At 71.8% G+C, this 23069-nt stretch carries 16 protein-coding genes; 9 read left to right on the forward strand and 7 right to left on the reverse strand.

Annotation, left to right across the window (positions count from 1 at the left end; translation table 11 throughout):
- Positions 1 to 395: 395 nt before the first annotated feature.
- Positions 396 to 842, forward strand: a complete 447-nt coding sequence (locus tag CYQ11_RS15585) for an SsgA family sporulation/cell division regulator (RefSeq protein WP_071966095.1) — start codon at positions 396 to 398, stop codon at positions 840 to 842.
- On the opposite strand, the gene CYQ11_RS15590 is transcribed toward CYQ11_RS15585, so the two are convergent.
- The 3 genes from CYQ11_RS15590 to CYQ11_RS15600 form a co-directional block, all read right to left on the reverse strand.
- Complete coding sequence (locus tag CYQ11_RS15590; protein ID WP_099199930.1) at positions 839 to 2476, reverse strand: flotillin family protein; 1638 nt, start codon at positions 2474 to 2476, stop codon at positions 839 to 841. The genes CYQ11_RS15585 and CYQ11_RS15590 overlap by 4 nt on opposite strands.
- Before the next feature lie 235 nt (positions 2477 to 2711).
- On the reverse strand, positions 2712 to 2912 hold the full coding sequence (locus CYQ11_RS15595) for an NfeD C-terminal domain-containing protein (RefSeq protein WP_099199929.1): 201 nt from the start codon (positions 2910 to 2912) through the stop codon (positions 2712 to 2714).
- Between the two features lie 24 nt (positions 2913 to 2936).
- Entirely contained in the window at positions 2937 to 4340 is a 1404-nt protein-coding gene (locus tag CYQ11_RS15600; RefSeq protein ID WP_099199928.1) for a YibE/F family protein, read from the reverse strand.
- Positions 4341 to 4529: 189 nt separating this feature from the next.
- Between CYQ11_RS15600 and thiC the strand changes: the two genes are divergently transcribed.
- On the forward strand, positions 4530 to 6290 hold the full coding sequence (gene thiC / locus CYQ11_RS15605; RefSeq protein ID WP_099199927.1) for a phosphomethylpyrimidine synthase ThiC: 1761 nt from the start codon (positions 4530 to 4532) through the stop codon (positions 6288 to 6290).
- A 143-nt stretch (positions 6291 to 6433) separates the two neighbouring features.
- On the opposite strand, the gene CYQ11_RS15610 is transcribed toward thiC, so the two are convergent.
- The 3 genes from CYQ11_RS15610 to CYQ11_RS15620 form a co-directional block, all read right to left on the reverse strand.
- A complete protein-coding gene (locus CYQ11_RS15610; RefSeq protein WP_099199926.1) occupies positions 6434 to 7282 on the reverse strand; it encodes a hypothetical protein in 849 nt (282 codons plus the stop codon).
- 181 nt (positions 7283 to 7463) lie between these two features.
- Positions 7464 to 8561 carry a metallophosphoesterase gene (locus CYQ11_RS15615; protein ID WP_099200231.1) on the reverse strand — a complete coding sequence of 366 codons (1098 nt, stop codon included), beginning with the start codon at positions 8559 to 8561 and terminating at the stop codon, positions 7464 to 7466.
- 308 nt (positions 8562 to 8869) lie between these two features.
- Positions 8870 to 9982 (reverse strand): LacI family DNA-binding transcriptional regulator, encoded by a 1113-nt coding sequence (locus tag CYQ11_RS15620; protein WP_099199925.1) that lies wholly within the window; start codon positions 9980 to 9982, stop codon positions 8870 to 8872.
- Positions 9983 to 10316: 334 nt separating this feature from the next.
- Between CYQ11_RS15620 and hisC the strand changes: the two genes are divergently transcribed.
- The 6 genes from hisC to CYQ11_RS15650 all read left to right on the forward strand — a co-directional run bounded on the left by hisC (position 10317) and on the right by CYQ11_RS15650 (position 20938).
- Positions 10317 to 11396, forward strand: coding sequence for a histidinol-phosphate transaminase (hisC, locus tag CYQ11_RS15625; RefSeq protein ID WP_099199924.1), 1080 nt, complete (start codon positions 10317 to 10319; stop codon positions 11394 to 11396).
- Positions 11397 to 11785: 389 nt separating this feature from the next.
- A complete protein-coding gene (locus CYQ11_RS15630; protein ID WP_099199923.1) occupies positions 11786 to 13369 on the forward strand; it encodes a cytochrome ubiquinol oxidase subunit I in 1584 nt (527 codons plus the stop codon).
- Between the two features lie 23 nt (positions 13370 to 13392).
- A complete protein-coding gene (cydB, locus tag CYQ11_RS15635; protein WP_099199922.1) occupies positions 13393 to 14394 on the forward strand; it encodes a cytochrome d ubiquinol oxidase subunit II in 1002 nt (333 codons plus the stop codon).
- A gap of 11 nt (positions 14395 to 14405) precedes the next feature.
- A complete protein-coding gene (cydD, locus tag CYQ11_RS15640; RefSeq protein ID WP_099199921.1) occupies positions 14406 to 17969 on the forward strand; it encodes a thiol reductant ABC exporter subunit CydD in 3564 nt (1187 codons plus the stop codon).
- Between the two features lie 146 nt (positions 17970 to 18115).
- A complete protein-coding gene (locus CYQ11_RS15645; protein WP_099199920.1) occupies positions 18116 to 19696 on the forward strand; it encodes a sensor histidine kinase in 1581 nt (526 codons plus the stop codon).
- A 216-nt stretch (positions 19697 to 19912) separates the two neighbouring features.
- Positions 19913 to 20938, forward strand: a complete 1026-nt coding sequence (locus CYQ11_RS15650; protein ID WP_181143667.1) for a M23 family metallopeptidase — start codon at positions 19913 to 19915, stop codon at positions 20936 to 20938.
- A gap of 151 nt (positions 20939 to 21089) precedes the next feature.
- On the opposite strand, the gene CYQ11_RS15655 is transcribed toward CYQ11_RS15650, so the two are convergent.
- Positions 21090 to 21974 carry a Cof-type HAD-IIB family hydrolase gene (locus CYQ11_RS15655; RefSeq protein ID WP_099199918.1) on the reverse strand — a complete coding sequence of 295 codons (885 nt, stop codon included), beginning with the start codon at positions 21972 to 21974 and terminating at the stop codon, positions 21090 to 21092.
- Positions 21975 to 22151: 177 nt separating this feature from the next.
- Here CYQ11_RS15655 and CYQ11_RS15660 point away from each other — a divergent pair, with 177 nt between their 5' ends.
- A complete protein-coding gene (locus CYQ11_RS15660; RefSeq protein ID WP_099199917.1) occupies positions 22152 to 23051 on the forward strand; it encodes an LLM class flavin-dependent oxidoreductase in 900 nt (299 codons plus the stop codon).
- Positions 23052 to 23069: the final 18 nt, after the last annotated feature.

Below are 23069 nucleotides of genomic sequence, written 5' to 3' on the forward strand. Positions count from 1 at the left end.
GAACGCCCCACCGGCAGGCGTCGTCGCCCACGCCACCGGCCGGTGTCCGCTCGGTCAACTCAACGAAGCGGAAGGCGAGGAGTTATCTCCTTCGTCAACATTTCTCCGTCAACTTGAGGGGGATCTATCCGGCCCCCTTCGGTAATCCGTGCCCAGTAGGGCCAGTTTGGCCAGTTCTCGGCTGTTCCGTGCCATCAAATCCCACGTTACGACTCCAGCGCGTAGTCGAGTCGCTACGCTCCAGAGTCGGAGAACTCGTATGCTCACCCTCGGTCTCCACGAGTAACGGGAAAATCACTCCTTGTGATCCACTGGGCGTTCTTGTCAGACTATGGCGTCATTGGGGCCATCAGGCTTCAATCCCTGCCAAACCGACGAAGACGGGGCATTGGGCGATGCGCGACACAGTTCAGGCAGAAGTGGTCATGACGTTCCTCGTCTCCGAGGAGCTGTCGTTCCGGATCCCGGTGGAGCTGGGCTACGACAGCAGCGATCCCTACGCGGTGAAGTTCACCTTCCACCTCCCCGGCGACGCCCCGGTCACGTGGGCCTTCGCCCGGGAGCTGCTGCTCGACGGGCTGAGCCAGCCCTCCGGCGAGGGCGACGTGCACATCGCCCCCGCCTCGGCCCAGCACCTGTCGGACGTCTTCATCCGGCTGCAAGTGGGCGGGGAAGGCGCGCTGTTCCGGGCGGGCGCGGCACCGCTGGTGGCCTTCCTCGACCGGACCGACCGCGTGGCCCCGCTCGGCGAGGAGCACTCGGTCGCGGACTTCGACTACGACCTCGCCGCGGCCCTCGACAGCATCCTCGCCGGCAACCCGGAGGGGCAGAACGCCGGTTAGCGCGCCCCCGCGCCCGGTATCCCGCCGTCCTCCTCGACCGGCACCCGCTCGACGCGTGGTGCCGCCCTCGGAGGCCCGGCCGCCGGACCCCCGGCCGGGGGACCGTCGCCGCGGCCGTGTCCGCCGCTGCCCGCTCGCCCGCCGCCGTCCCGGCCGCCGGCATCGCCGGTGCCGGCGCCGATCCCACCCGCACCCGCGACCGGACCCGTACCCGCACGCGTACCCGCGCCCGGCCCGTCGGCCGTGCCCATGGCCGCCAGCAGCTGCCGTGCCAGTCCCAGACCCGTACCCCCCATCGTCAGGGCCTTCGCGAACAGGTCGGACACGCCGTCCGCGCCGTTCAGCAGCACCATGTGGTCCACGCTTCCGAACGCCTGAGCCCCTGCCCGTACGATCTCGGGCCACTGCTCCGCCAGTTGCTGGGCGACGACCGCTTCCTGGTTCTCCGCGAGCGCCGACGCCCGCGCCTTGATGGCCTCCGCCTCGGCGAGACCCTGGGCCCTGGACGCCTCCGCCGCCGCGAGACCTTTGGCCCGCGCCGCCTCGGCCTCGGCCTCGCCGGTCGCGCGGGTGGCCGTCGCCGCGGCGGTGCCGCGCGCCGTCGTGGCCTCCGCCTCGGCGGCGGCGGCCGTCTTCACGCGGGTCGCCTCGGCGGCCGCGGCCAGCTCGGTCTCCCGGGCCTTGGCCTGGGCCGCCGAGATGCGGGCGTCCCGCTCGGCCTCGGCCAGCGTCCGTTTCTCGTAGGCCGCAGCGTCCGCCGGCTTGCGGACGTCGGCCTGGAGCTGCTGCTCACGCCGCCGCGCCGCCAGCTCGGCCACGCGCGTCTCCTGGACCACGACCTCCTGCTGCGCGGCCGCCTGCGCCAGCGGGCCCGCCTGCCGCGCCTTGGCGGCCGCGCTGTCCCGCTCCGCCTGATAGCCGGCCTGGAGGATCTCGCTGTCGCGCTGGGCCTGCGACATCCGGGCCTTCGCCTGCTGCTCGGCCTCGGTGGCCAGCCGGTCCGCCTCCGCCTCCGCGATGCGGGCGTCCCGCTGCACGGCGGCCGCGTGCGGAGCGGCGAGGTTCTTGATGTAGCCGGTCGGGTCCTGGATCTCGTGGATCTGGAGCGAGTCGATGATCAGGCCCAGCTTCTCCATCTCCGTGCCCGAGGCGGCCCGGGTCTCCCCGGTCAGCCGCTCCCGGTCGCGGATCATGTCCTCCACGGTCAATCCGCCGACGATCGAGCGGAGATGGCCGGCGAAGACGTTGTGCACCCGGTCGCCCATGAACTTCTGCTGGTCGAGGAAGCGGCGGGCGGCGTTCGCGATGGACACGAAGTCGTCACCGACCTTGAAGATGACCACCCCATGAACTTTGAGAGGAATGCCCTGTTTGGTCACGCAATCCACGTTGAGGTCAGCCTCGTTGAGGTCCAGCGACAACTTCCGTACCGCCTGCACCCCGGGCAGCACGAGCGTCCCCCGCCCCGTGACGATCCGGAACCCCATCCCCTCCTCCAGGCCGTCGGTGCGGTGCTTGGACCCGGAGATGATCAGTGCCTCGTTGGGCTCGGCGACCCGCCACATGAGTTTGAACAGTGCGACCACGATGATGACCGCGGCGAGGAGAACCCCCGCCACGATGCCGATGACCATGCGCCACGCCCCCCTTGTGCGGCTCCCCCCGGAGCCGGTTGATCCAGAAGATCAAGAAGTGTGCGCCCGGGTGTCCGGGCGCCGACGCAGTCCTCCCCGTTGTTTCCCCCGCTCCCGACCCTGAGCGCGGAAGGCCGGAATCAGCAGCCCGGAATCGGACACGCCGCATCAGCCGTGCGCACGAGGGGGCACGCGGCTCCGCCCTGCACACGGAACACGGCAGACCACCCGGGCATCAGCCGTAGGCCGCGGCCACATAGACCGTGCGCGGCGGCAGATGCTCCACCACGACCACCACCGCGCCCCGCTCGAAGCGCTCGCCCGGCTCGGACGCGTACGCCAGGAAGGCCTCGGCCCCGCCCCGGACCCGCACCATCACCTCGCCGACCAGGCCGGGGCCCACCGTGCCCGTCACCCTCCCCAACCGCCCCACCACGTCGAAAGCCCCCCGCTCCCCCGGTCACTTCGCCCGGCGACGCCTGCCACCCCGCGCCCTGGAGCGCCCACCGGACCTCGCAACCGCATTGTGCCGGTCGGCACTGACAACGAGCGCCGCCAGCACGGTCGTCACCGGCACCGACGCCACCAGGCCGATGCTGCCCACCAGCGTCCGCACGATCTCCTCGGCGACGATTTCGCTGGTCGCCACCGTCCCCACCCCGCTGTCGGCGATCGTGAACAGCAGCAACAGCGGCAGGGAGGCGCCCGCGTAGGCCAGGACCAGCGTGTTCACGACCGAGGCGATGTGATCGCGTCCGATCCGCATCGCCGCGCCGTACAGTTTGCGCCAACCCGCGCTCGGATCCGCCTCCTTCAGCTCCCAGACCGCCGAGGTCTGCGTGACCGTCACGTCGTCCAGCACGCCCAGCGAACCGATGATGATGCCCGCCAGCAGCAGGCCCCGGATCTCGATCTCCGGGTAGAGGCCGTGCACCAGGCCCGTCTGGTCGTCGGTGTTGCCGGTCAGCCGCGCCCACTCCGTGAACACCGTGCCGAGGAGGCCGATGACCAGCAGGGACGTCAGTGTGCCGAGCACCGCCACGGACGTACGGGCGTTGAGGCCGTGGCACATGTACAAGGCGATCAGCATGATCGCGCTTCCGCCGATCACGGCGACCAGCAGCGGGTCCGAGCCCTGCAGGATGGCCGGCAGGATGAACAGGGTCAGCACGCCGAAGCTGATCGCCAGCGCCACCAGGGCGAAGACGCCGCGCAGCCGGCCCACGACCACCACCGCGAGGGCGAACAGCCCGGCGAGCAGTGCCATCGGCATCGTGCGGTCCACGTCCATGACCGAATAGCGCAGGTTCTCCGGGGCCTTCGGGGCGTAGGCCAGGACCACCTTCTCGCCCACGTCGTAGCGGCGCGAGGCGTCCGGGCGGACGATCTCCGGGAACGTCCGTCCCTTGTCGGGTCCCGACGTGACCTCCACCGTCGCGTTCTGGCACGGCCCCTGCTTGGCGGGCGGGCCGCCGCCCGGGGGCTGCTGCTGCGGGGGCTGGGCGCCGCCCTGGGAGCAGTCCGTCTCCTCGATCTTCACCACGCGTCCCGACTCGGTCTGCTGGTCGAGCCCGAGGCCGGAGTGGCGGTGCGGCGGCGCGCCGCCGGGCCAGAGCACGAAGAGGCCGGCCAGCACCGCGGCGGCGAACGGGATGAGCACCGCCGCGATCACCTTGCGGAGGTGGGACGACACCGGGGCCGCGGGTCCGTGACCGTGGGCGTGGGAATGGCCGTGGGAGTGGCCGTGGCCGTGGCCGTGGGAACGGCCGTGCGACGGCGGTGTGGGGGACGGGCCGTCGGGGGAGGGGGACTGCGAGGGCGGACGGGGGGCGGCGGAGGGAGGTGGGGGGTCCGAGCGATTCACCCCCGCATCATCGCAAGCCCCCCTGGCCGTCCTTCGCGGGAAGGCGCTAGCGTGGTGCCACCTTTGCAATCGCGGGAGCTCGGAGCACCGGGCTGAGAGGGCGCTGACATCCGTACGGACGTACGGAGAACGCTGCGTCGACCGCCGAACCTGTTACCGGGTAATGCCGGCGTAGGGAGTTCTGGTCTCATGACCTCGCAGGATGCACGCACGTCCGAAAACGGCCGGGAGATCGGCTGGCACAAGGACTACGTGACCGGCTCGCGGCCGGACCTCAGGGTTCCGGTGCGGCGGGTCCACCTCACCAACGGGCAGGACGTACAGCTGTACGACACCTCCGGCCCGTACACCGACCCGGACGTCGAGACGGACGTCCGGCGCGGCCTCCTTCCGCTGCGGGAGAACTGGATCATCGCCCGCGGTGACACCGAGGAGTACGCCGGGCGCCCCATGCGCCCGGAGGACGACGGCATCAAGCACACGTCCCCCCGGGGCGGCCTGAAGAACCTCGACGCCGTCTTCCCCGGCCGCCCGCGGCAGCCCCGCCGGGGCCGGGCCGGCGCCGCGGTGACCCAGCTCGCGTACGCCCGCCGCGGTGAGGTCACCGCCGAGATGGAGTACGTGGCGCTCCGCGAGAACGTCTCGCCGGAGACCGTCCGGGAGGAGATCGCGGCCGGCCGCGCCGTGCTCCCGGCCAACGTGAACCACCCGGAGATCGAGCCGATGATCATCGGCAAGAAGTTCCTGGTCAAGGTGAACGCCAACATCGGCAACTCCGCCGTCACCTCCTCCATCGAGGAGGAGGTGGAGAAGATGACCTGGGCGACCCGCTGGGGTGCCGACACGGTCATGGACCTCTCCACCGGCCGCAACATCCACACCACCCGCGAATGGGTGCTGCGCAACTCCCCCGTTCCCATCGGCACCGTCCCCCTCTACCAGGCGCTGGAGAAGGTCGACGGCAAGGCCGAGGAGCTGACCTGGGAGATCTACAAGGACACGGTCATCGAGCAGGCCGAGCAGGGCGTCGACTACATGACCGTCCACGCGGGCGTACTGCTGCGGTACGTCCCGCTGACCGCCCGTCGCAAGACCGGCATCGTCTCCCGCGGCGGTTCGATCATGGCCGCGTGGTGCCTGGCGCACCACAAGGAGTCGTTCCTCTACGAGAACTTCGAGGAACTCTGCGAGATCCTCGCGGCGTACGACGTCACGTACTCGCTCGGCGACGGGCTGCGCCCCGGCTCGATCGCCGACGCCAACGACGAGGCGCAGTTCGCGGAGCTGAAGACCCTCGGCGAGCTCAACACCATCGCCAAGCGGCACAACGTGCAGACGATGATCGAGGGCCCCGGGCACGTCCCGATGCACAAGATCAAGGAGAACATCGACCTCCAGCAGGAGATCTGCGAGGAGGCCCCGTTCTACACGCTCGGGCCCCTGACCACGGACGTCGCACCCGCGTACGACCACATCACGTCCGGCATCGGCGCCGCGATGATCGCGTGGTGGGGCACCGCGATGCTCTGCTACGTGACCCCCAAGGAGCACCTGGGCCTGCCCGACCGCGACGACGTGAAGACCGGCGTCATCACGTACAAGATCGCAGCCCATGCGGCGGACCTGGCCAAGGGCCACCCCGGCGCACAGGAGTGGGACGACGCCCTGTCCGACGCGCGTTTCGAATTCCGCTGGGAGGACCAGTTCAATCTGGCCCTCGACCCGGACACGGCCCGCGCCTTCCACGACGAGACGCTGCCGGCCGAGCCGGCGAAGACGGCGCACTTCTGCTCGATGTGCGGGCCGAAGTTCTGCAGCATGAAGATCTCGCAGGACATCCGCCGCGAACACGGTGGCGACCTGGCCGTCGACGTCGAGGCCGGAATGGCGCAGAAGTCCGAGGAATTCGCGGCCGCCGGCAACCGCGTCTACCTGCCGATCGCCGACTGAGCGTTCGAACGCCGGCCGCGAGCCGGTCCGAACGGCGGCAGGACGGCCGCTGACCGGCCGTCCTGCCGCTGTGCCGTGCGCTGTGCCGCCTGCTGTGCTGACGCTTTGCCGTGGTGCCGTGGTGCCGTGGTGCCGGTCGGGCCCTATTCCGACCGGTGATCCGTGTTGCCGAAGTCAGGGCTGGTGTAGTCCGGGCTGGTGTAGCGCGGGCGGTTGGAGGTGTCGGCGCGGTTGTCGGGGCTGGAGAAGCCCGGGCGGGAGTAGCCGAGCTGGGGAGTGCGGCCCGGGCCCTCCTGGTGCCTGGCGGCGTACGAAGAGCGCGGCGGACCCGATCCGTTGGCCAACGCTTCACGCAGGAACGGGCGGACGCCCCGCTCCAGCAGCGCCTGCCGCCAGGCCTCGCGGGCGCGGTCGGCCTCCGCGGCCAGGAGGTCGGCGGGCGGAGCCTCCTCCGGGTGCGGACCGTTGCGCAGCGCGGTGAGCAGCATGCCGGCCATGGCGACCAGCACCCCGGCGACGGTGAAGCCGCCGAACCACCAGCCGACCGTGATCATCGAATCGGCCGCGCCCTCACCGGCGCCGACCAAACGCATGACATAACCGATCAGAAGGAAAAGAAAAGCGGCGATCCCTGCGAGGACCGGGGCGAGGACGGCGACGACCGCGCCGGCGCCCGCACCTGGGTCCTCGGGCCCCGCCATGGCGGGGGAGGGGGTGTCGTCGCTCCCGCCGTCCCCGTCACCAGGGGCGGACGACCGGGCGCGCAGCTCCTCGCGGACGGTGACGAAATTCTCGTATTCCGCCGTGGCGCAGGCGGAGATGGCGGCCATGGCGCTCAGGGCCATGGTGCGCAGCTGTTCGGTATTGAGCCGCTGTCCTATCGCGGTGGCGAGTTCCGGGTCATGGTTCGCGGTACGCAACGCGTGGTCGAGAACCCGCTCGAATTCCGGGCGGTCCTCGGCCAGCAGGTGCGGAGCGCTGTTCATGTGCATCCCCCGATGCTCCGTAGGGCCTAGGTGCCGGCTGGTACCGGGCAGTGGGCGGAAACGGAGGAGAGCCTGCTACGGATAAGCCGATGGTAGAGCCGCACCGGTGCGAGGTGACAGCGTGTTTCCCGAATTACCCCGCGACGGTGGAACTCGTCATCTGCCCGTACAGCGCGCCACTGAACCCTCAGTCGGCGGCGGGAAGTTGCACGACCAGGAGCTTTCCGGCCATCGTGACCCCTCCGTCCATCGCGAGCGCCAGGCCGTCGGCGTACAGATGAGGCCCGTCGACCAGCGGCGTGCCGCTCTCCTCACCGTCCGCGTCCTCGGTGCCGACCTCGCCCAGGAGGTACGGGATGGGGCTGTGGCCGTGCACGATGCGGTGACCGCCGTACGCCTGGAGCAGCTCCCGCACGGCCAGGGGACCGGCGTCCTCGTCGCGGAAGGCGAACCGCTTGGTGAACTTGCGGAAGAGCTCCCAGCACTCGTCCGGGTCGTTGCGCTGGAGCGCCTCGGTGACGGCGTCGTTGACGGCCTCGATGGAGTCGCCGTACTCCAGGTAGGCGGTGGTGTCGGAGTGGACGAGCAGGTGCCCGTCCTCCTCGGCGATCGCGTCCAGCCGCGACATCCACTGGAGGTGGTGGTCCTCCAGGCGCTCCATGTCGGTGCGCTGGCCGCCGTTCAGCAGCCAGGCGGCCTGGAAGGAGGCGGTGCCGGCTCCGGAGTTCACCGGCGTGTCGGCGAACCGCTTGGCGCCGATGAGCAGCAGCTCGTGGTTCCCCATGAGCGCCTTGCAGTAGCCGCCGGCGGCGGCCGCCTCGGCGGACAGCCGCATGACCAGGTCGATGACCCCGACGCCGTCCGGGCCGCGGTCCGTGAAGTCGCCGAGGAACCACAGGCGCGCGTTGCCCGCGGCCCAGTGGCCCTGCTCGTCGATGAGCCCCTGGGCGGCGAGCGCCTCGTGCAGCTCGTCCAGATAGCCGTGGACGTCGCCCACCACGTACAGCGGGCCCCGGCCGGCCGGCACGGGCTGCGGCTGGGGGGCTGCCAGGGGCGTCAGCTCGACGGTCGGCACGTCCTGGGGCGGCGCGGGCCGGTTCAGGACCGGCAGGTCGCGCGCCGTCGGGGTGTAGCCCTCGGGATAGTCGGGATACTCCGGCGCGACCTCCCCGGGCGGGGCGGAGTGGGCGTAGGCGGGCATGGGAGGAGGAGCGGCGTACCCGGGGAAGGGCGGCATCGCCGCCGTGGTCCGTGCCGCAGGTCCCTGACCGGCCCCCTGAGTCATCGACCCCTCCACCATCGCGCCGCCGTGCACCTTGTGGACCTTGCCTGGTCGACGGCGGTCCGTGGTGTCGTGCGCCCATCATAGGAATGACCGTCGCGGCTTGTGACGCACCAGGGGCGGTGAATCGGGGCGAGAGACCGGGATCGCCGGTTGTTTATCCCCAAATGAGCCGTTTAATGAGCCGTTCGCGCCGGTCAGCCCGGTCGTGGGCGGCTCCTGGCGGCCCGTGACCTGCTTCCCCGTGCGCCGGACGCGGGTCCACTCCCGGTTGACGCGGGGCGTGGCGCTTCCGGTTTCCGGCCGCGCCGTCAGTCCGCGGCGGGGCCGCGCGGCGCGCTGACGACCGTACGCGGCGGCCGTCGCTCCGAAGACGTCCGAACGATCAGTTCGGTGGGTATGACCTGCTCCACCGGGCGGCCGGTGTCCAGGCCCTCGATGGCGTCGATCAGCAGTTGGACGACCGCGGTGCCGATGCGCCGCGGCTTGAGCGAGAGCGTGGTGATCGGCGGCTCGGTCGTGGCGTAGACGGTGGACTCGCTGCAGCAGACCAGCAGCAGGTCGTCCGGGACGCGCAGGCCGTAGCGGCGGGCGGCCGCCAGCAGGTCGGTGCCGTTGGGGTCGAAGAGCCCGTACACCGCGTCGGGCCGGTCGGGGCGGGCGAGCAGCCGGTCGGCCGCCACCGCGCCGGCGCAGGGGTCGTGGGCGGGGTACTCCTCGTACACCGGGTCCTGGCCGACGCGCTCGCACCAGCGCAGGTAGGCGGTGGTGGAGAGCCGGGTGTAGGTGTCGGTCGTGGTGCCGGTGAGCAGGCCGATCCGGCGCGCCCCGGCGGCGGCGAGGTGGTCGAGGATGCCGAGGACGGCGGCCTCGTGGTCGTTGTCGACCCAGGCGGTGACCGGCAGGGAGCCCGCCGGCCGGCCGTCGGAGACCACCGGGATGCCCTGGCGGACCAGATCGGAGACGACGGGGTCGTGGTCGGAGGGGTCGACGACGACGGTGCCGTCGAGGGCGACGTTGGACCACACGTCGTGGCGGGAGGTGGCGGGGAGGATGACCAGGGCGTAGCCGCGCGCCAGCGCGGCGGAGGTGGCGGCCCGGGCCATCTCGGCGAAGTAGGCGAACTCGGTGAAGGTGAAAGGTTCATCCCCGTACGTGGTCACCGTCAGGCCGATGAGCCCCGACTTGCCCGTGCGGAGGGTGCGGGCCGCGGCGGACGGGCGATAGCCCAGCCGGTCGGCGACCTCGCGGACATGGCGGCGGGTCGCGTCCGGTAGCCGGCCCTTGCCGTTGAGCGCGTCGGAGACGGTCGTGATCGAAACCCCGGCGGCGGCGGCCACATCCCGGATGCCCGCCCGCCCCTGCCGGCTGCCCCTGCGGGACGGATCCGCCCGGCTCACCTGATGCTTCCCTGGTGCTGTCATGGCGAGCCGATAGTAGGGCTCGGGTGGTCCTTCGGCAGGGCACTGCTTTTGACTGTTGACAGGCACGTTTCTGCTGCGCCGAATTCCGTCAATGATCATGGAAACGCAGGTAGTTGCGCGATTCTGTGCGGAGCCGTCGCACTCTGGTCGATCCGCGCCTCGTGAATGGTCCAGGTCTCGAAGAGGTCTCAACTCACCTTCACGGGGGATGCGCGCCAGGGCGCCCGCCACGGCGCACAATCAAAACAGGAGCGCCCTCGTAAGTCTGGACGCCGCCCCGGTCAATCCTCATAAGGTGTGCAGTATTCACGTCAGAGGTGGAGGAGGACCCGCGGTGACCGAGAAGACCCCGAAGCTGCGTGCGGCGCTGGACAGCGTGCCGACCTACAAGCCGGGCAAGCCGGCGGCCCCCGGCGGGCCGGTCGCCTACAAGCTGTCCTCCAACGAGAACCCCTACCCGCCGCTGCCCGGAGTGCTCGAGAGCGCCGTCTCCGCGGCCGGCTCCCTCAACCGCTACCCCGACATGGCCTGTGCCGGTCTCATGGCCGAGCTGGCCGAGCACTTCGACGTGCCGCTCTCGCACCTGGCCACCGGCACCGGCTCGGTGGGCGTCGCCCAGCAGCTGGTGCAGGCGACGGCGGGGCCCGGCGACGAGGTGATCTACGCCTGGCGCTCCTTCGAGGCGTACCCGATCATCACTCAGGTGTCCGGGGCCACGCCCGTGCAGGTGCCGCTGACCGACGGCGACGTCCACGACCTGGACGCCATGCTCGCCGCGATCACCGACCGCACCCGGCTGATCTTCGTCTGCAACCCCAACAACCCCACCGGTACGGTCGTGCGCCGGGCCGAGCTGGAGTCCTTCCTGGACCGGGTGCCCTCTGACGTGCTCGTGGTCCTCGACGAGGCGTACCTGGAGTTCATCCGCGACGAGACGGTGCCGAACGGCATCGACCTCTACCGGAACCGGCCGAACGTCTGTGTGCTGCGGACCTTCTCCAAGGCCTACGGGCTCGCGGGCCTGCGCATCGGCTTCGCGATCGCACACGAGCCGGTCGCGGCGGCGCTGCGCAAGACGGCGGTGCCCTTCGGTGTGAGCCAGGTCGCGCAGGACGCGGCGGTGGCCTCGCTGCGCAGCGAGGACGCACTGCGCGAGCGGGTCGACGCGCTGGTGGCGGAGCGGACCCGGGTGGCCGGCGCGCTGGCGGGCCAGGGCTGGACGGTGCCGGAGTCGCAGGCGAACTTCGTCTGGCTGCGGCTGGGGGAGCGCACGCTGGACTTCGCGGCCGCCTGTGAGCGGGCCGGGGTGGTCGTACGCCCGTTCGCGGGCGAGGGTGTGCGCGTGACCATCGGTGAGGTGGAGGCGAACGACCTCTTCCTGCGCGTGGCCGAGGAGTTCCGCAAGGAGCTGTGACCGCTGCGGCGCGCAGCCGCCGCGTGGTGCCGAAGGTTTCGGAACGCCGTGCGTCCCCGGGTGGGGGCGCACGGCGTTCGTCGTGCGGGGGTGGAGGCGCACGGACGCGCTGGGGTGCGGGCGTATGGGCGTACGGGAGTTCGTCGTACGGCCGGAGCGGGTGCCGCGGCCGCGCCGTGCGGCCCGGGTGCCGCGTGAGCCGGTCGGCCCTCCGCAAGTGCGTGATGGGGTACCCCGCTGACTTGTCCGAAAGGGGGGTAGGCCATAATTGCTTGTGAATGTGAACGCGTTCACAAGCCCGCCTTTATGTCCTGCTTTAACTCGTTCATACAGGGCATAACGCCGGTGGCGTGCGTCGCCGGTGACGTAAGAGGCAAGGAGAGACCCTGGTGAATCTGGCCCTGGCTCCGGAGACGCTCGCCCGATGGCAGTTCGGCATCACGACCGTCTACCACTTCCTCTTCGTTCCGCTCACGATCAGCCTTGCCGCGATCACCGCAGGCCTGGAGACGGCCTGGGTTCGAACGGGCAAGGAGAAGTACTTCCATGCCACGAAGTTCTGGGGAAAGCTCTTCCTGATCAACATCGCGATGGGCGTGGTCACCGGCATCGTGCAGGAGTTCCAGTTCGGTATGAACTGGTCCGACTACTCCCGCTTCGTCGGTGACGTCTTCGGGGCGCCGCTCGCGATGGAAGCGCTGCTGGCCTTCTTCTTCGAGTCCACCTTCATCGGCCTGTGGATCTTCGGCTGGGACAAGCTGCCCAAGAAGATCCACTGCGCGTGCATCTGGATCGTGGCCGTCGGCACCATCCTGTCCTCCTACTTCATCCTGGCCGCGAACTCCTGGATGCAGCACCCCGTCGGCTACACGATCGACCAGGCGACGGGCAAGGCACGCCTCACCGACATCTGGGCCGTGCTCACGCAGAACACGACCATGGTCGTCGTCCTGCACACCCTCACCGCGGCCTTCCTCACCGGCGCCGCGTTCGTCGTCGGCGTGTCCTCCTTCCACCTGTGGCGCGCCAAGCGCAAGCAGATCCGGGGCGAGGAACTGGGGGAGAAGCAGCGCAAGCAGCTCCCGGCGATGCTGGTGTCGCTGCGGGTCGGGCTCGTCGTCGCGGTGATCGCCGGCCTGGGCACGGCGGTCAACGGTGACGAACTCGGCAAGGTGATGTTCGAGCAGCAGCCGATGAAGATGGCCGCCGCCGAGGCCCTGTGGGAGACCCAGACGCCGGCCCCGTTCTCCGTCTTCGCGGTCGGCGACGTCTCCAAGGGGCACAACAGCGTCGAGATAGAGGTCCCCGGCCTGCTCTCCTTCCTCGCCCACAACAACTTCTCCGAGGCCGTCCCCGGCATCAACGACATCGCCGCCCAGGAGGCCGCGCGGTACGGCGGAGACCCGCAGGACTACATCCCCAGCATCTTCATGACCTTCTGGGGCTTCCGCCTCATGATCGGCTTCGGGATGACCTCGTTCGTCGCCGCGCTCATCGGGCTGTGGACCACGCGGAAGAAGTTCTGGCTGGCCCCCGGACTCCGCACGGCCGAGAACGAGATCCCGCGCCTGATGCTCACCCGCACCCGCGAGATGAGCCCCTTCTTCACCAAGTGGTCCTGGCGCATCGGCATCCTCACCATGGGCCTCCCGCTGATCGCCAACTCCTTCGGCTGGATCTTCACCGAGATGGGCCGCCAGCCCTGGGCGGTGTACGGACTGATGAAGACCGGCGACGCGGTCTCGCCCGGCGTGAGCCAGGGCGAGGTGATCGCCTCGATGACGGTCTTCACCCTGCTCTACGCGATCCTCGCCGTGGTCGAGGTGAAGCTCCTGGTCAAGTACGGCAAGGCCGGGCCGGACACCGACGAGCGGCCGCCTGCGAAGGACCCCAGGCTGCGGCTGCCCTCCGGTGGCGCCGGAGGCGCCGGACAGCCCGAGGACGCCGACAAGCCGATGACGTTCGCCTACTGACGCGGCGGAACGGAGAACCGACCATGCACCTCCACGACTTCTGGTTCCTGCTCATCGCCGTCCTGTGGACCGGCTACTTCTTCCTTGAGGGCTTCGACTTCGGCATCGGCGTCCTGACCAAGACCCTGGCCGAGGACCGCACCGAACGCCGGGTCCTGATCAACACGATCGGGCCGGTCTGGGACGGCAACGAGGTCTGGCTGATCACTGCCGCCGGTGCGACCTTCGCCGCCTTCCCCGACTGGTACGCCACCCTCTTCAGCGGCTTCTACCTGCCGCTGCTGGCCATCCTGGTCTGCCTGATCGTGCGGGGCGTCGCCTTCGAGTACCGCCACAAGCGCCCCGAGGAGCGCTGGCAGCGCAACTGGGAGAACGCGATCTTCTGGTGCTCCCTGCTGCCCGCCTTCCTGTGGGGCGTCGCCTTCGCCGCCATGGTGCGCGGCGTCCCGATCGGGCCGGACAAGAACTACAGCGGTGACGTGCTCGACCTGATCAGCCCGTACACGCTGCTGGGCGGCCTCTTCACGCTCGTGCTCTTCACCTTCCACGGCGCCGTCTTCGCCGCGCTCAAGACCACCGGCGACATCCGCCACCGCGCCCGGGCGCACGCCACCCGCTACGGCCTGGCCGCCCTCGTACTCGCCGGGGCCTTCCTGGCGTGGACCCAGGCGGACTCGGGCAACGGGCGCAGCCTGCCCGCCGCGGTGATCGCGGCGGTGGCCCTGCTGGCCGCGCTCGTCCTGAACCGGACCGGCCGCGAAGGCTGGGCGTTCGCCCTGTCCGGCGTGACGGTCGTGGCGGTGTTCGCGATGGTCTTCCTCGCTCTCTTCCCCGACGTGCTGCCCTCCTCCTCCGATCCGGCCTGGAGCCTGACGGCGGCCGGCTCCGCGTCCAGTCCCTACACGCTGAAGATCATGACGTGGGTCGCCGGGTTCATGACGCCGGTGATCCTGGCCTACCAGGCCTGGACGTACTGGGTGTTCCGCAAGCGGATCGGCACCCAGCACATCCCGGCCGCGCACTGAGGGCCGGCGCTGTGAAGCCCGTCGACCCCCGGTTGCTGAAGCACGCCTCCGCGACCCGCTTCTTCCTGGCCGCCTCCGTGGTGCTCGGTCTGGCGGGCGCGGGCCTGGTCATCGCCCAGGCGATGCTGATCGCCGAGGTGGTGACCGGGGCCTTCCGAAACGGGCTGGGGACCGGTGACCTGGTCCGGCCGCTCGGCCTGCTGGCCGCCGTCGCCCTGGGCCGGGCGGCGGTGGCCTGGCTCACCGAGCTCGCCGCCCACCGGGCGAGCGCGGCGGTCAAGTCGCAGCTGCGGACGAGGCTGCTCGCGCACGCGGCCCTGCTCGGGCCCGGCGTCCGGAACACCGGTGAGCTGACCAACCTCGCCACGCGCGGGGTGGACGCGCTGGACGGCTACTTCGCCCGCTATCTGCCCCAGCTGGGTCTCGCGGCCGTCGTGCCCGTCGCCGTCCTCGCCCGCATCGTCTCCGCCGACTGGCTCTCGGCGCTCGTCATCGTCCTCACCCTTCCGCTCATCCCCCTCTTCATGGCCCTCATCGGCTGGGCCACCCAGTCCCGGATGGACCGGCAGTGGCGGCTGCTGTCCCGGCTCTCCGGGCACTTCCTCGACGTCGTCGCGGGGCTGCCCACGCTCAAGGTCTTCGGCCGTGCCAAGGCGCAGGCCGAGTCGATCCGCCAGATCACCTCCGACTACCGGCGGGCCACGCTGCGGACCCTGCGTCTGGCCTTCCTCTCCTCCTTCGCCCTGGAGCTGCTGTCCACGCTGTCCGTGGCGCTGGTCGCGGTCGGCGTCGGCATGCGGCTCGTGCACGGCGAACTCGACCTCCGCACCGGGCTGCTGGTGCTGATCCTGGCGCCGGAGGCGTATCTGCCCCTGCGCCAGGTGGGCGCGCAGTACCACGCGGCGGCCGAGGGACTGGCGGCCGCCGACGAGGTCTTCGCCGTGCTGGAGACCGAGCCCGCTCCCGCCGGCACGCTCCCCGCACCGGACGCCCGGGACGCGGTCATCACCGTCGACCGGCTCGTGGTGCGGCACGAGGGCCGGGACGTGCCCTCGCTGGCCGAGACCTCCTTCGAGGTGCGGCCGGGGGAGACGGTCGCGGTGACGGGCGCCAGCGGGGTCGGCAAGTCGACCCTGCTGAGCGTGCTGCTGGGCCTCGAACGGCCCACGGGCGGACGGGTGTCCGTAGGTGGTGCGGATCTCTCATCGCTCTCCCCCGAAAGCTGGCGGGACCAGGTGGCCTGGGTCCCGCAACGACCCCATCTCTTCGCTGGAACGGTCGCCGAGAACGTCCGGCTGACCAGGCCGGACGCCACGGACACACAGGTGCGCGAGGCACTGCGCGCGGCCGGTGCGCTCGAGTTCGTGTCCATGCTGCCCCATGGCACTGACACTCGCCTCGGCGAGGACGGCGCGGGGCTCTCGGCGGGCCAGCGCCAACGCGTCGCCCTGGCCCGGGCGTTCCTGGCCGACCGGCCGGTTCTGCTGCTCGACGAGCCGACGGCGAACCTGGACGGGGAGACCGAGGCCGCCGTGGTGGCGGCGGTGCGGCGGCTCGCCGAGGGGCGGACCGTGGTGCTGGTGGTGCACCGGCCGGCCCTGCTCGCCGTCGCCGACCGGACGGTGCGTCTCGGCGGCCGGCCCGCGGGGGCTCGGCCGGCGGGGGCTGAGCCCGCGGACCGGTCCGGGGGCCGGGAGGAGCGCCCGGCAGCTCCCCGGGGCGCTCCCACGGAAGCGCCGCTTGTGGCGGGGGCCGGGACGCCGGGGCAGCCGGCGCCGGACCGCCCCGCGGGCGCTCTGAGCCGCGTGCGGGCCGCCGGGCGGCCTCTTCGGGGGCGGTTCACCCTCGCCCTGGTGCTGGGGGCGCTGGCGCTGGGCAGCGCGGTGGGCCTCATGGCCGTCTCCGGCTGGCTGATCTCGCGCGCGTCGCAACAGCCCCCCGTGCTCTATCTGATGGTCGCCGTCACCGCCACCCGCGCCTTCGGCATCGGACGTTCCGTCTTCCGCTACACCGAGCGGCTCGTCTCGCACGACGCCGTGCTCCGCGTCCTGGCCGGGCTGCGGGTGTCCGTCTACCGCCGTCTGGAGCGGCTGGCCCCGGCGGGCCTGCGCGAGACTCGCCGCGGTGACCTGCTCGCCCGTCTGGTCGCCGACGTCGACACGCTTCAGGACTACTTCCTGCGCTGGCTGTTGCCGCTCGGCTCCGCCGTGATCGTCGGGGTGGCGTCGGTGGGCTTCACCGCCTGGCTGCTGCCGGAAGCGGGCGCGGCGCTGGCGGTGGGGCTGCTGGTCGCGGGGCCGGGCGCGGCCGTGCTGGCGGTGACGTTCGCACGGCGCGCCGAGCGCCAGCTGGCGCCCGCCCGTGGTGAGTTGGCGGGCCACGTGGTCGAGCTGATGACCGGTACGGCGGAGCTCACGGTCGCGGGAGCCCTGCCCGGCCGCCTGGAGCGGCTGCGCCGCGCCGACAGGACGCTCACCCGGATCGCCCGCCGCACCTCGGCCGCGACGGCGCTCGGTGCCGGTGTGTCGGCGCTGGCCTGCGGCCTGACGGTGGCCGCTGCGGCCTGGGCGGGCGTGGGGGCCGTGCGCGACGGTCGGCTCGGCGGGGTGTGGCTGGCGGTGGTGGTCCTCATTCCGCTCGCTGCGTTCGAGGCGGTCGCCGGGCTTCCGCTCGCCGTGCAGTACCGCCGGCGCGTCCAGCGGTCGGCGGAGCGGGTGTACGAGGTGCTGGACGCGCCCGAGCCCGTACGGGAGGGAACGGGGCCGGCCCCGCGGTCGCCGTTCCCGTTGCGTCTCGCCGGGCTCACGGCGCGGCACCCGGGGCAGTCCGTACCGGCTCTGGACGATGTCGGGATGGAGCTGACGGCGGGGCGCCGGATCGCGGTGGTGGGCCGGTCCGGGTCCGGGAAGACCACGCTCGCGCAGGTCCTGCTGCGGTTCCTGGACGCCGAGGCGGGCGCGTACACGCTCGGCGGCGAGGACACGGCCGGCATGGACGGGGACGGCGTGCGGAGGCTGGTGGGGTTGTGCGCTCAGGACGCGCACCTCTTCGACAGCTCCGTGCGGGAGAACCTGCGCCTCGCACGCCCCGGAGCTGACGACGAGGCCCTGCGCGAGGCGCTGCGGGCGGCGCGCCTGCTGGACTGGGTGGACGGACTGCCCCAGGGGCTGGACACGCTGGTCGGCGAGCACGGCGCGCGGATGTCCGGCGGTCAGCGGCAGCGGCTGGCGCTGGCCCGGGCGCTGCTCGCGGACTTCCCCGTGCTGGTGCTGGACGAGCCCGCCGAACACCTCGACCTGGAGACCGCCGACGCGCTGACGGCGGATCTGCTGTCGGCGACCGAGGGCCGGACGACCGTACTGATCACTCACCGGCTGACGGGCCTGGAGGCGGTCGACGAGATCCTCGTGCTGGAGCGGGGGCGCGTGGTGCAGCGAGGGGCGTACGAGACGCTGGCCGGCGCGCCGGGGCCGTTCCGGCGGATGCTGGACCGGGAGGCCGCGGCGGACGCGGAGCGGGTGGCCGCGGCGAGGCCGGAGGCCCGGGTGGATCCCGTGGCCGTCGCGGCGGGGTGATCTCGGCGAGTCGTCCCCCTGCTCACCCGATCGCGGACACCGGGCAGCTGACGCTTTCCCTGGCAAAAGGTACTTATTAGGCTCTACGCATGGCAGCGACGGCAGACCCCTCCGAGCCCCCGGTCCTCAGACCGGTCTCGGGCCCCATGCACTCGCTGGACGCCGCCACGGAGGCCACCCGCAGCCTCCAGGGCCTGTCCACCGAGCTGACCGGACGCGTACCGCAGCTGCTGGAGGCGATGCGTTCGGTCGGCACCGGGCTGGAGCTGCGCACGACCCTCGACCGCATCGCCGAGACGGCCGCCGAACTCGCCGACGCCACCTATGCCGCCATCGGTGTCCTCGATCCCGGCGGCGAGGGCCTGTCCGACTTCATCACCTACGGCGTCGCCAGGGACCAGTACGAGCACGTCGCCGCGTTCCCCGACGGCCAGCACGCGCTGAGCGTGCCCATCCGCGTCGGCGGTGAGATCTTCGGCAACCTCTACCTCACCGAGAAGCGCCGGGGCGGCGAGTTCGACATCGCGGACCTGCACATGGTGAAGATCCTCGCCACGGAGGCAGGCATCGCCATCGGCAACGCGCGCGTGCACGAGGAGCGCGGCCAGCGCATGCGCTGGATCGACGGTTCGGTCGCCGTCACCACGGCCCTGTTGTCGGGCAGCGACGCGGAGGACGCGCTGTCCGTCGTCGCCGAACAGGCGCGCAGGCTCGCGGACTCGGCCGCCGGGATCGTGCTGCTGCCGGACAACGAGGGCGGCCTGGAGATGGTGGCCGTCTCCGCCGAGGACCCCACCGGTCTGCTGGGGACGGTGATGCCACCGCACAGCCCGGTCGTCTCCCAGCTCCTCGCCGGGGAACCGGTGTTCATCGACGACTCGGCCACCGACCCGCGCATGATCACCGAGGTCGCCCCCCGCTTCGGCCCGAGCATGCTGCTGCCGCTCAAGAGCGGCACCCGGGTGCTCGGCACGCTGGCCACCCCGCGGCGGCGCGGTGCGCGCAAGTACACGGACACCGAACGCACGCTGGCCACGCAGTTCGCCGCCCAGGCCGCCCTCGCGCTGGTGCTGGCCGAGGCGCAGCGCGACCGTGAACGGCTCGCCGTCTACGAGGACCGCGACCGCATCGCCCGGGACCTCCACGACCTCGTCATCCAGAGGCTGTTCGCGACCGGTCTCCTTTTGGAGCGCGCGCAGCGGCTCGCCGTCGTGCCCGAGGTGCAGACCAAGGTCGGCCAGGCGGTCGACGAACTGGACGTGACCATCCAGGAGATCCGCACGGCCATCTTCGCGCTGCAACAAGAGCCCACCGAGGCGCCGGCGGGCCTGCGGACGCGGGTCCTGAGAGAACTGGGCACGGCCGCCGTCCCGCTCGGCTTCCAGCCCTCCGCCACCTTCGTCGGCCCCGTCGACGCCAAGGTCGGCGAGCGCACCGGCAAGAACCTCATCGCCGCACTGCGGGAAGCCCTCTCCAACGCCTTCCGGCACGCCCGGGCGTCCCGTATCGAAGTGCTGGTCGACGCGACGGTCACCCTGCCCGACGGCCGCGAAGGGGTGCGCCTGACGGTCGCCGACGACGGAGTCGGCATCCCCGAAGGCGGCCGGCGCAGCGGTCTGCGCAACCTCGCCAAGCGGGCGGAGTCACTGGGCGGCTCCAGCTCCTACGGGCCGGGGATCGGTGAGGACGGGGGCGGGACGAAGGTCGTGTGGGAGGCACCCCTGTAGCGGCCGACCGGCGGGCCGGGGCGGTCGGCGGCGCCGGGCTCCTCGGCGCGGACGCTCGGCCGTCCAGTCGGATCTCGTACTCCGAACGGCTGCCTGTGGGCGCGCGAGGGCGCGTCGCGCAGCAGGCTCGCGATCATGCGACATACATTGCGATGTTCATATCGCCGGTATCGCACGCACCGGCGCGGCCGGGCGGCGTTGTGCGCCCTGTGTGCCGTGGTCTCGCCCCTGCTCGTCCCGGAACCCTCCGCCGCGGTGAAGACGCCGGAGAAGCTCGTCCGCGTCAGCTCCGAGGTGCTGCGGCTGGCACGGGAGACGGGCCGGGTCCGGCAGCGGTACGAGCGGGAAGCGCGCGCGGCGAAGGAACAGAAGAAGCAAGCCGACCGCCTCGCCCAGCAGCTGCGCGGCCGGCGCGTCGTCTCCGACGTCCTGCGGGAGGACGCGGGCGCCGTGGCCAGGGCGCAGTACCGCACCGGCGGCTTCACGGCGACGGGCAGCCCCGCGCTCGCCGAGGACCCCCTGGAACTCCTGGAACTGCAGGAACGCGACATGGCCCGGAGGGAGCGCCTGGGCCGGATGCTGCTGGCGTCCGAGGGCGAGCGCCGCGCCCTGATGGCGGACTCCTTGTCGACCACCGCGTCCTGGCAGGCCCTCGACGCCGACGCGGCGCGCCTGCGCACGGAGAAGCGCGACCTCGAAGGGCGGCTGGCGAACGCGCGGGGCGAGCTGAACGGCATGGCCCAGGCGGCCGTCAGCAGCGGCCACTGCGTGCCGGTCGACGTCGGGGACCTCCAGGACGGCCAGAGCGTCGCCGACCGCAGGGCGGAGGTCTCCGCGGACGGCTGGACGCGTCCCCTGGTGTCGTACGAACTCACCGCCGGCTTCGGCGGTTCCGGCGTGCACTGGAGCGGAGGACACACCGGCCAGGACTTCGCCGCGCCCACCGGTTCGCCCGTCCGGGCGGTCGGGGCCGGGACGGTGATCTCGACGGGATGTGGCGGCCCCTTCGGGATCAGCGTCGTCGTCCGGCACGCCGGCGGCTGGTACTCCCACTACGCGCACCTGGCGGCGCCGCTGGCGGTGCCGGGCCACAAGGTGCGCGCGGGCGAGTGGATCGGGCTGTCCGGCACCACGGGGAACTCCACCGGGCCGCACCTGCACTTCGAGATCCGCACGACCCCCGAGTTCGGCTCGGCCGTCGAGCCGGTGGGGTGGCTGCGCAAGCGGGGTGTACGGCTGTAGGGCCGAGGAGCGCGTGGCCGGTCGATGCGGCACTGGCCGGCGCTTCCCGCGCTTGTTCACCCGCTTGGTCGCAACCAACGGTCGTCGCTCACGCGCCGGTGCCCCAGCGCCGCCCTTGCGGCACCGCCCCTTCCGCGGCCGGGGTGTGCGGCTACGGCAGGGCGTGCAGGATCTGCTCGATGACCACCGCTACGCCGTCGTCGTTGTTGGCGGCCGTGCGGTGCGTGGTGGCGGCCAGGACCTCGGGGTGCGCGTTGGCCATGGCGTACGACGTCCCCGCCCAGCCGAGCATCTCCAGGTCGTTCGGCATGTCGCCGAAGGCCACCACCTCCTCCGGCGCGATGCCGCGCCGCGCACAGCACTGGGCCAGGGTGCTGGCCTTGCTGACGCCGCGGCCGCTGATCTCCAGCAGCGCGGTGGGGCTGGACCGCGTGAAGCAGCCGTGCGTCCCGCCGGCCGTACGGGCCACGCTCAGGAATTCGTCCGGCCTGAGCGTGTCGTGGAAGGCGAGCAGCTTGATGATGGGGCCCGTGGTGTCGTGATCGCCGTCCAGCAGTTCCTCGGCGGGGGCGATCACCGAATCGTGATCGGGCTGGAAGGGCGGGTACCGCGGCTCGTAGTGGAAGCCCGAGGTGCGCTCGACCGCGAACGAGGCCCCCGGGGCGGCCGCGCGCACGCTGCGGACGATGGCCCGGGCGGCGGCGGACTCCAGCGGGCGGACCTCGGTGAACCGGCCGCCGTCGTGCAGGTCGGCGACGACGGCGCCGTTGGCGCAGATGGCCAGGCCGTGCCCGTGCACGTGGTCGCTCACCACGTCCATCCAGCGTGCGGGGCGGCCGGTGACGAAGAAGACCTCGATGCCGGCCTCCTCGGCGGCGGCGAGGGCCGCGACGGTGCGCCGGGAGACGGTCTTGTCGTCACGGAGCAGGGTGCCGTCGAGATCGGTGGCGATCAGCCGGGGTGCGGTGATCAGCCGTGGGGTGGCGGCCGGTCGGCCGCCGGCCGGGGTCTCGGGCTGCTCGATAGCGGAAGTCACCCTTTCATTCTCGTTCACCGACCGGGTGCGGGCGGACAAACGTACGGCCGGTACATGCTCTTGAGCCTGGCGGACACAAGGGGCGGAGGGGGCGACGGGGCGGTGGGCAGGCGGGTGATCCGGGGAAGCGGAATCCCGCGTAAGCCTTTGTCGGAGCCAGCGCCTACGCTCGTTCCCATGCGACTGAGCACCGTGATCCTTCCCGACCGCCGCTGGTCCGAGGGCGGCCGTGAGTCCTGGCAGCGAGCCGAGGAGCTCGGCTTCGATACGGCCTACACCTACGACCACCTGTCCTGGCGCACCTTCCGGGACGGGCCGTGGTTCGGCGCGATACCGACCCTGACGGCCGCCGCATGCGTCACCTCCAGGATGCGGCTGGGCACGCTGGTCACCTCCCCGAACTTCCGGCACCCGGTGACGCTCGCCAAGGAGCTCATCTCCCTGGACGACGTCTCGGGCGGACGCGTGACGCTCGGCATCGGCGCGGGCGGTTCGGGTTTCGACGCCACGGCGCTGCTCAAGGAGGGCCAGGCGCCGTGGACGCCGCGGCAGCGGGCCGACCGCTTCGCCGAGTTCGTCCCGTTGCTGGACCGGCTGCTGACGGAGGACGTCGTCTCGTACGAGGGCGAGCACTACTCCGCGTCCGAGGTCCGCAACATCCCCGGTTGCGTCCAGCGCCCGCGGCTGCCCTTCGCCGTCGCCGCCACCGGCCCGCGCGGCATGCGGCTCGCGGCGCGGCACGGGCAGGCGTGGGTGACCACGGGCGACCCCAAGCTGTTCGAGAACGGCACCCCTGAGCAGTCGCGGGCGGCCATCGCCGGGCAGCTGGAGCGGCTCGGCACGGTCTGTGCCGAGGCGGGCCGGGACGTCTCGGAGCTGCGCAAGGTGATGCTCACGGGCTTCAGTCCGGACCGGCCGCTGGACTCCTTCGACGCGTTCGTCGACTTCGCGGGCGCCCACGCGGAGCTGGGCGTCGAGGAGATCGTGATCCACTGGCCGATAGCCGACTCGGTCTTCGCCGCCGACGTCGCGGTCTTCGAGAAGATCGCCACGGAGGGGCTCGCGCAGCTCGCCTGAGAGCCGGGGTTTTCCGTC

Origin of the sequence: Streptomyces cinnamoneus (assembly GCF_002939475.1) — a bacterium.
In the GTDB taxonomy this organism is placed as follows: domain Bacteria; phylum Actinomycetota; class Actinomycetes; order Streptomycetales; family Streptomycetaceae; genus Streptomyces; species Streptomyces cinnamoneus_A.

What these genes read in the sequence shown, in the direction of transcription:
- CYQ11_RS15585 (WP_071966095.1), top strand. Translation starts at nt 396, where the DNA reads ATGCGCGACACAGTTCAGGCAGAAGTGGTCATGACGTTCCTCGTCTCC.
- CYQ11_RS15590 (WP_099199930.1), bottom strand. Translation starts at nt 2,476, where the DNA reads ATGGTCATCGGCATCGTGGCGGGGGTTCTCCTCGCCGCGGTCATCATC.
- thiC (WP_099199927.1), top strand. Translation starts at nt 4,530, where the DNA reads ATGACCTCGCAGGATGCACGCACGTCCGAAAACGGCCGGGAGATCGGC.
- CYQ11_RS15610 (WP_099199926.1), bottom strand. Translation starts at nt 7,282, where the DNA reads ATGCACATGAACAGCGCTCCGCACCTGCTGGCCGAGGACCGCCCGGAA.
- CYQ11_RS15615 (WP_099200231.1), bottom strand. Translation starts at nt 8,561, where the DNA reads ATGACTCAGGGGGCCGGTCAGGGACCTGCGGCACGGACCACGGCGGCG.
- CYQ11_RS15620 (WP_099199925.1), bottom strand. Translation starts at nt 9,982, where the DNA reads ATGACAGCACCAGGGAAGCATCAGGTGAGCCGGGCGGATCCGTCCCGC.
- cydB (WP_099199922.1), top strand. Translation starts at nt 13,393, where the DNA reads ATGCACCTCCACGACTTCTGGTTCCTGCTCATCGCCGTCCTGTGGACC.
- CYQ11_RS15645 (WP_099199920.1), top strand. Translation starts at nt 18,116, where the DNA reads ATGCACTCGCTGGACGCCGCCACGGAGGCCACCCGCAGCCTCCAGGGC.
- CYQ11_RS15660 (WP_099199917.1), top strand. Translation starts at nt 22,152, where the DNA reads ATGCGACTGAGCACCGTGATCCTTCCCGACCGCCGCTGGTCCGAGGGC.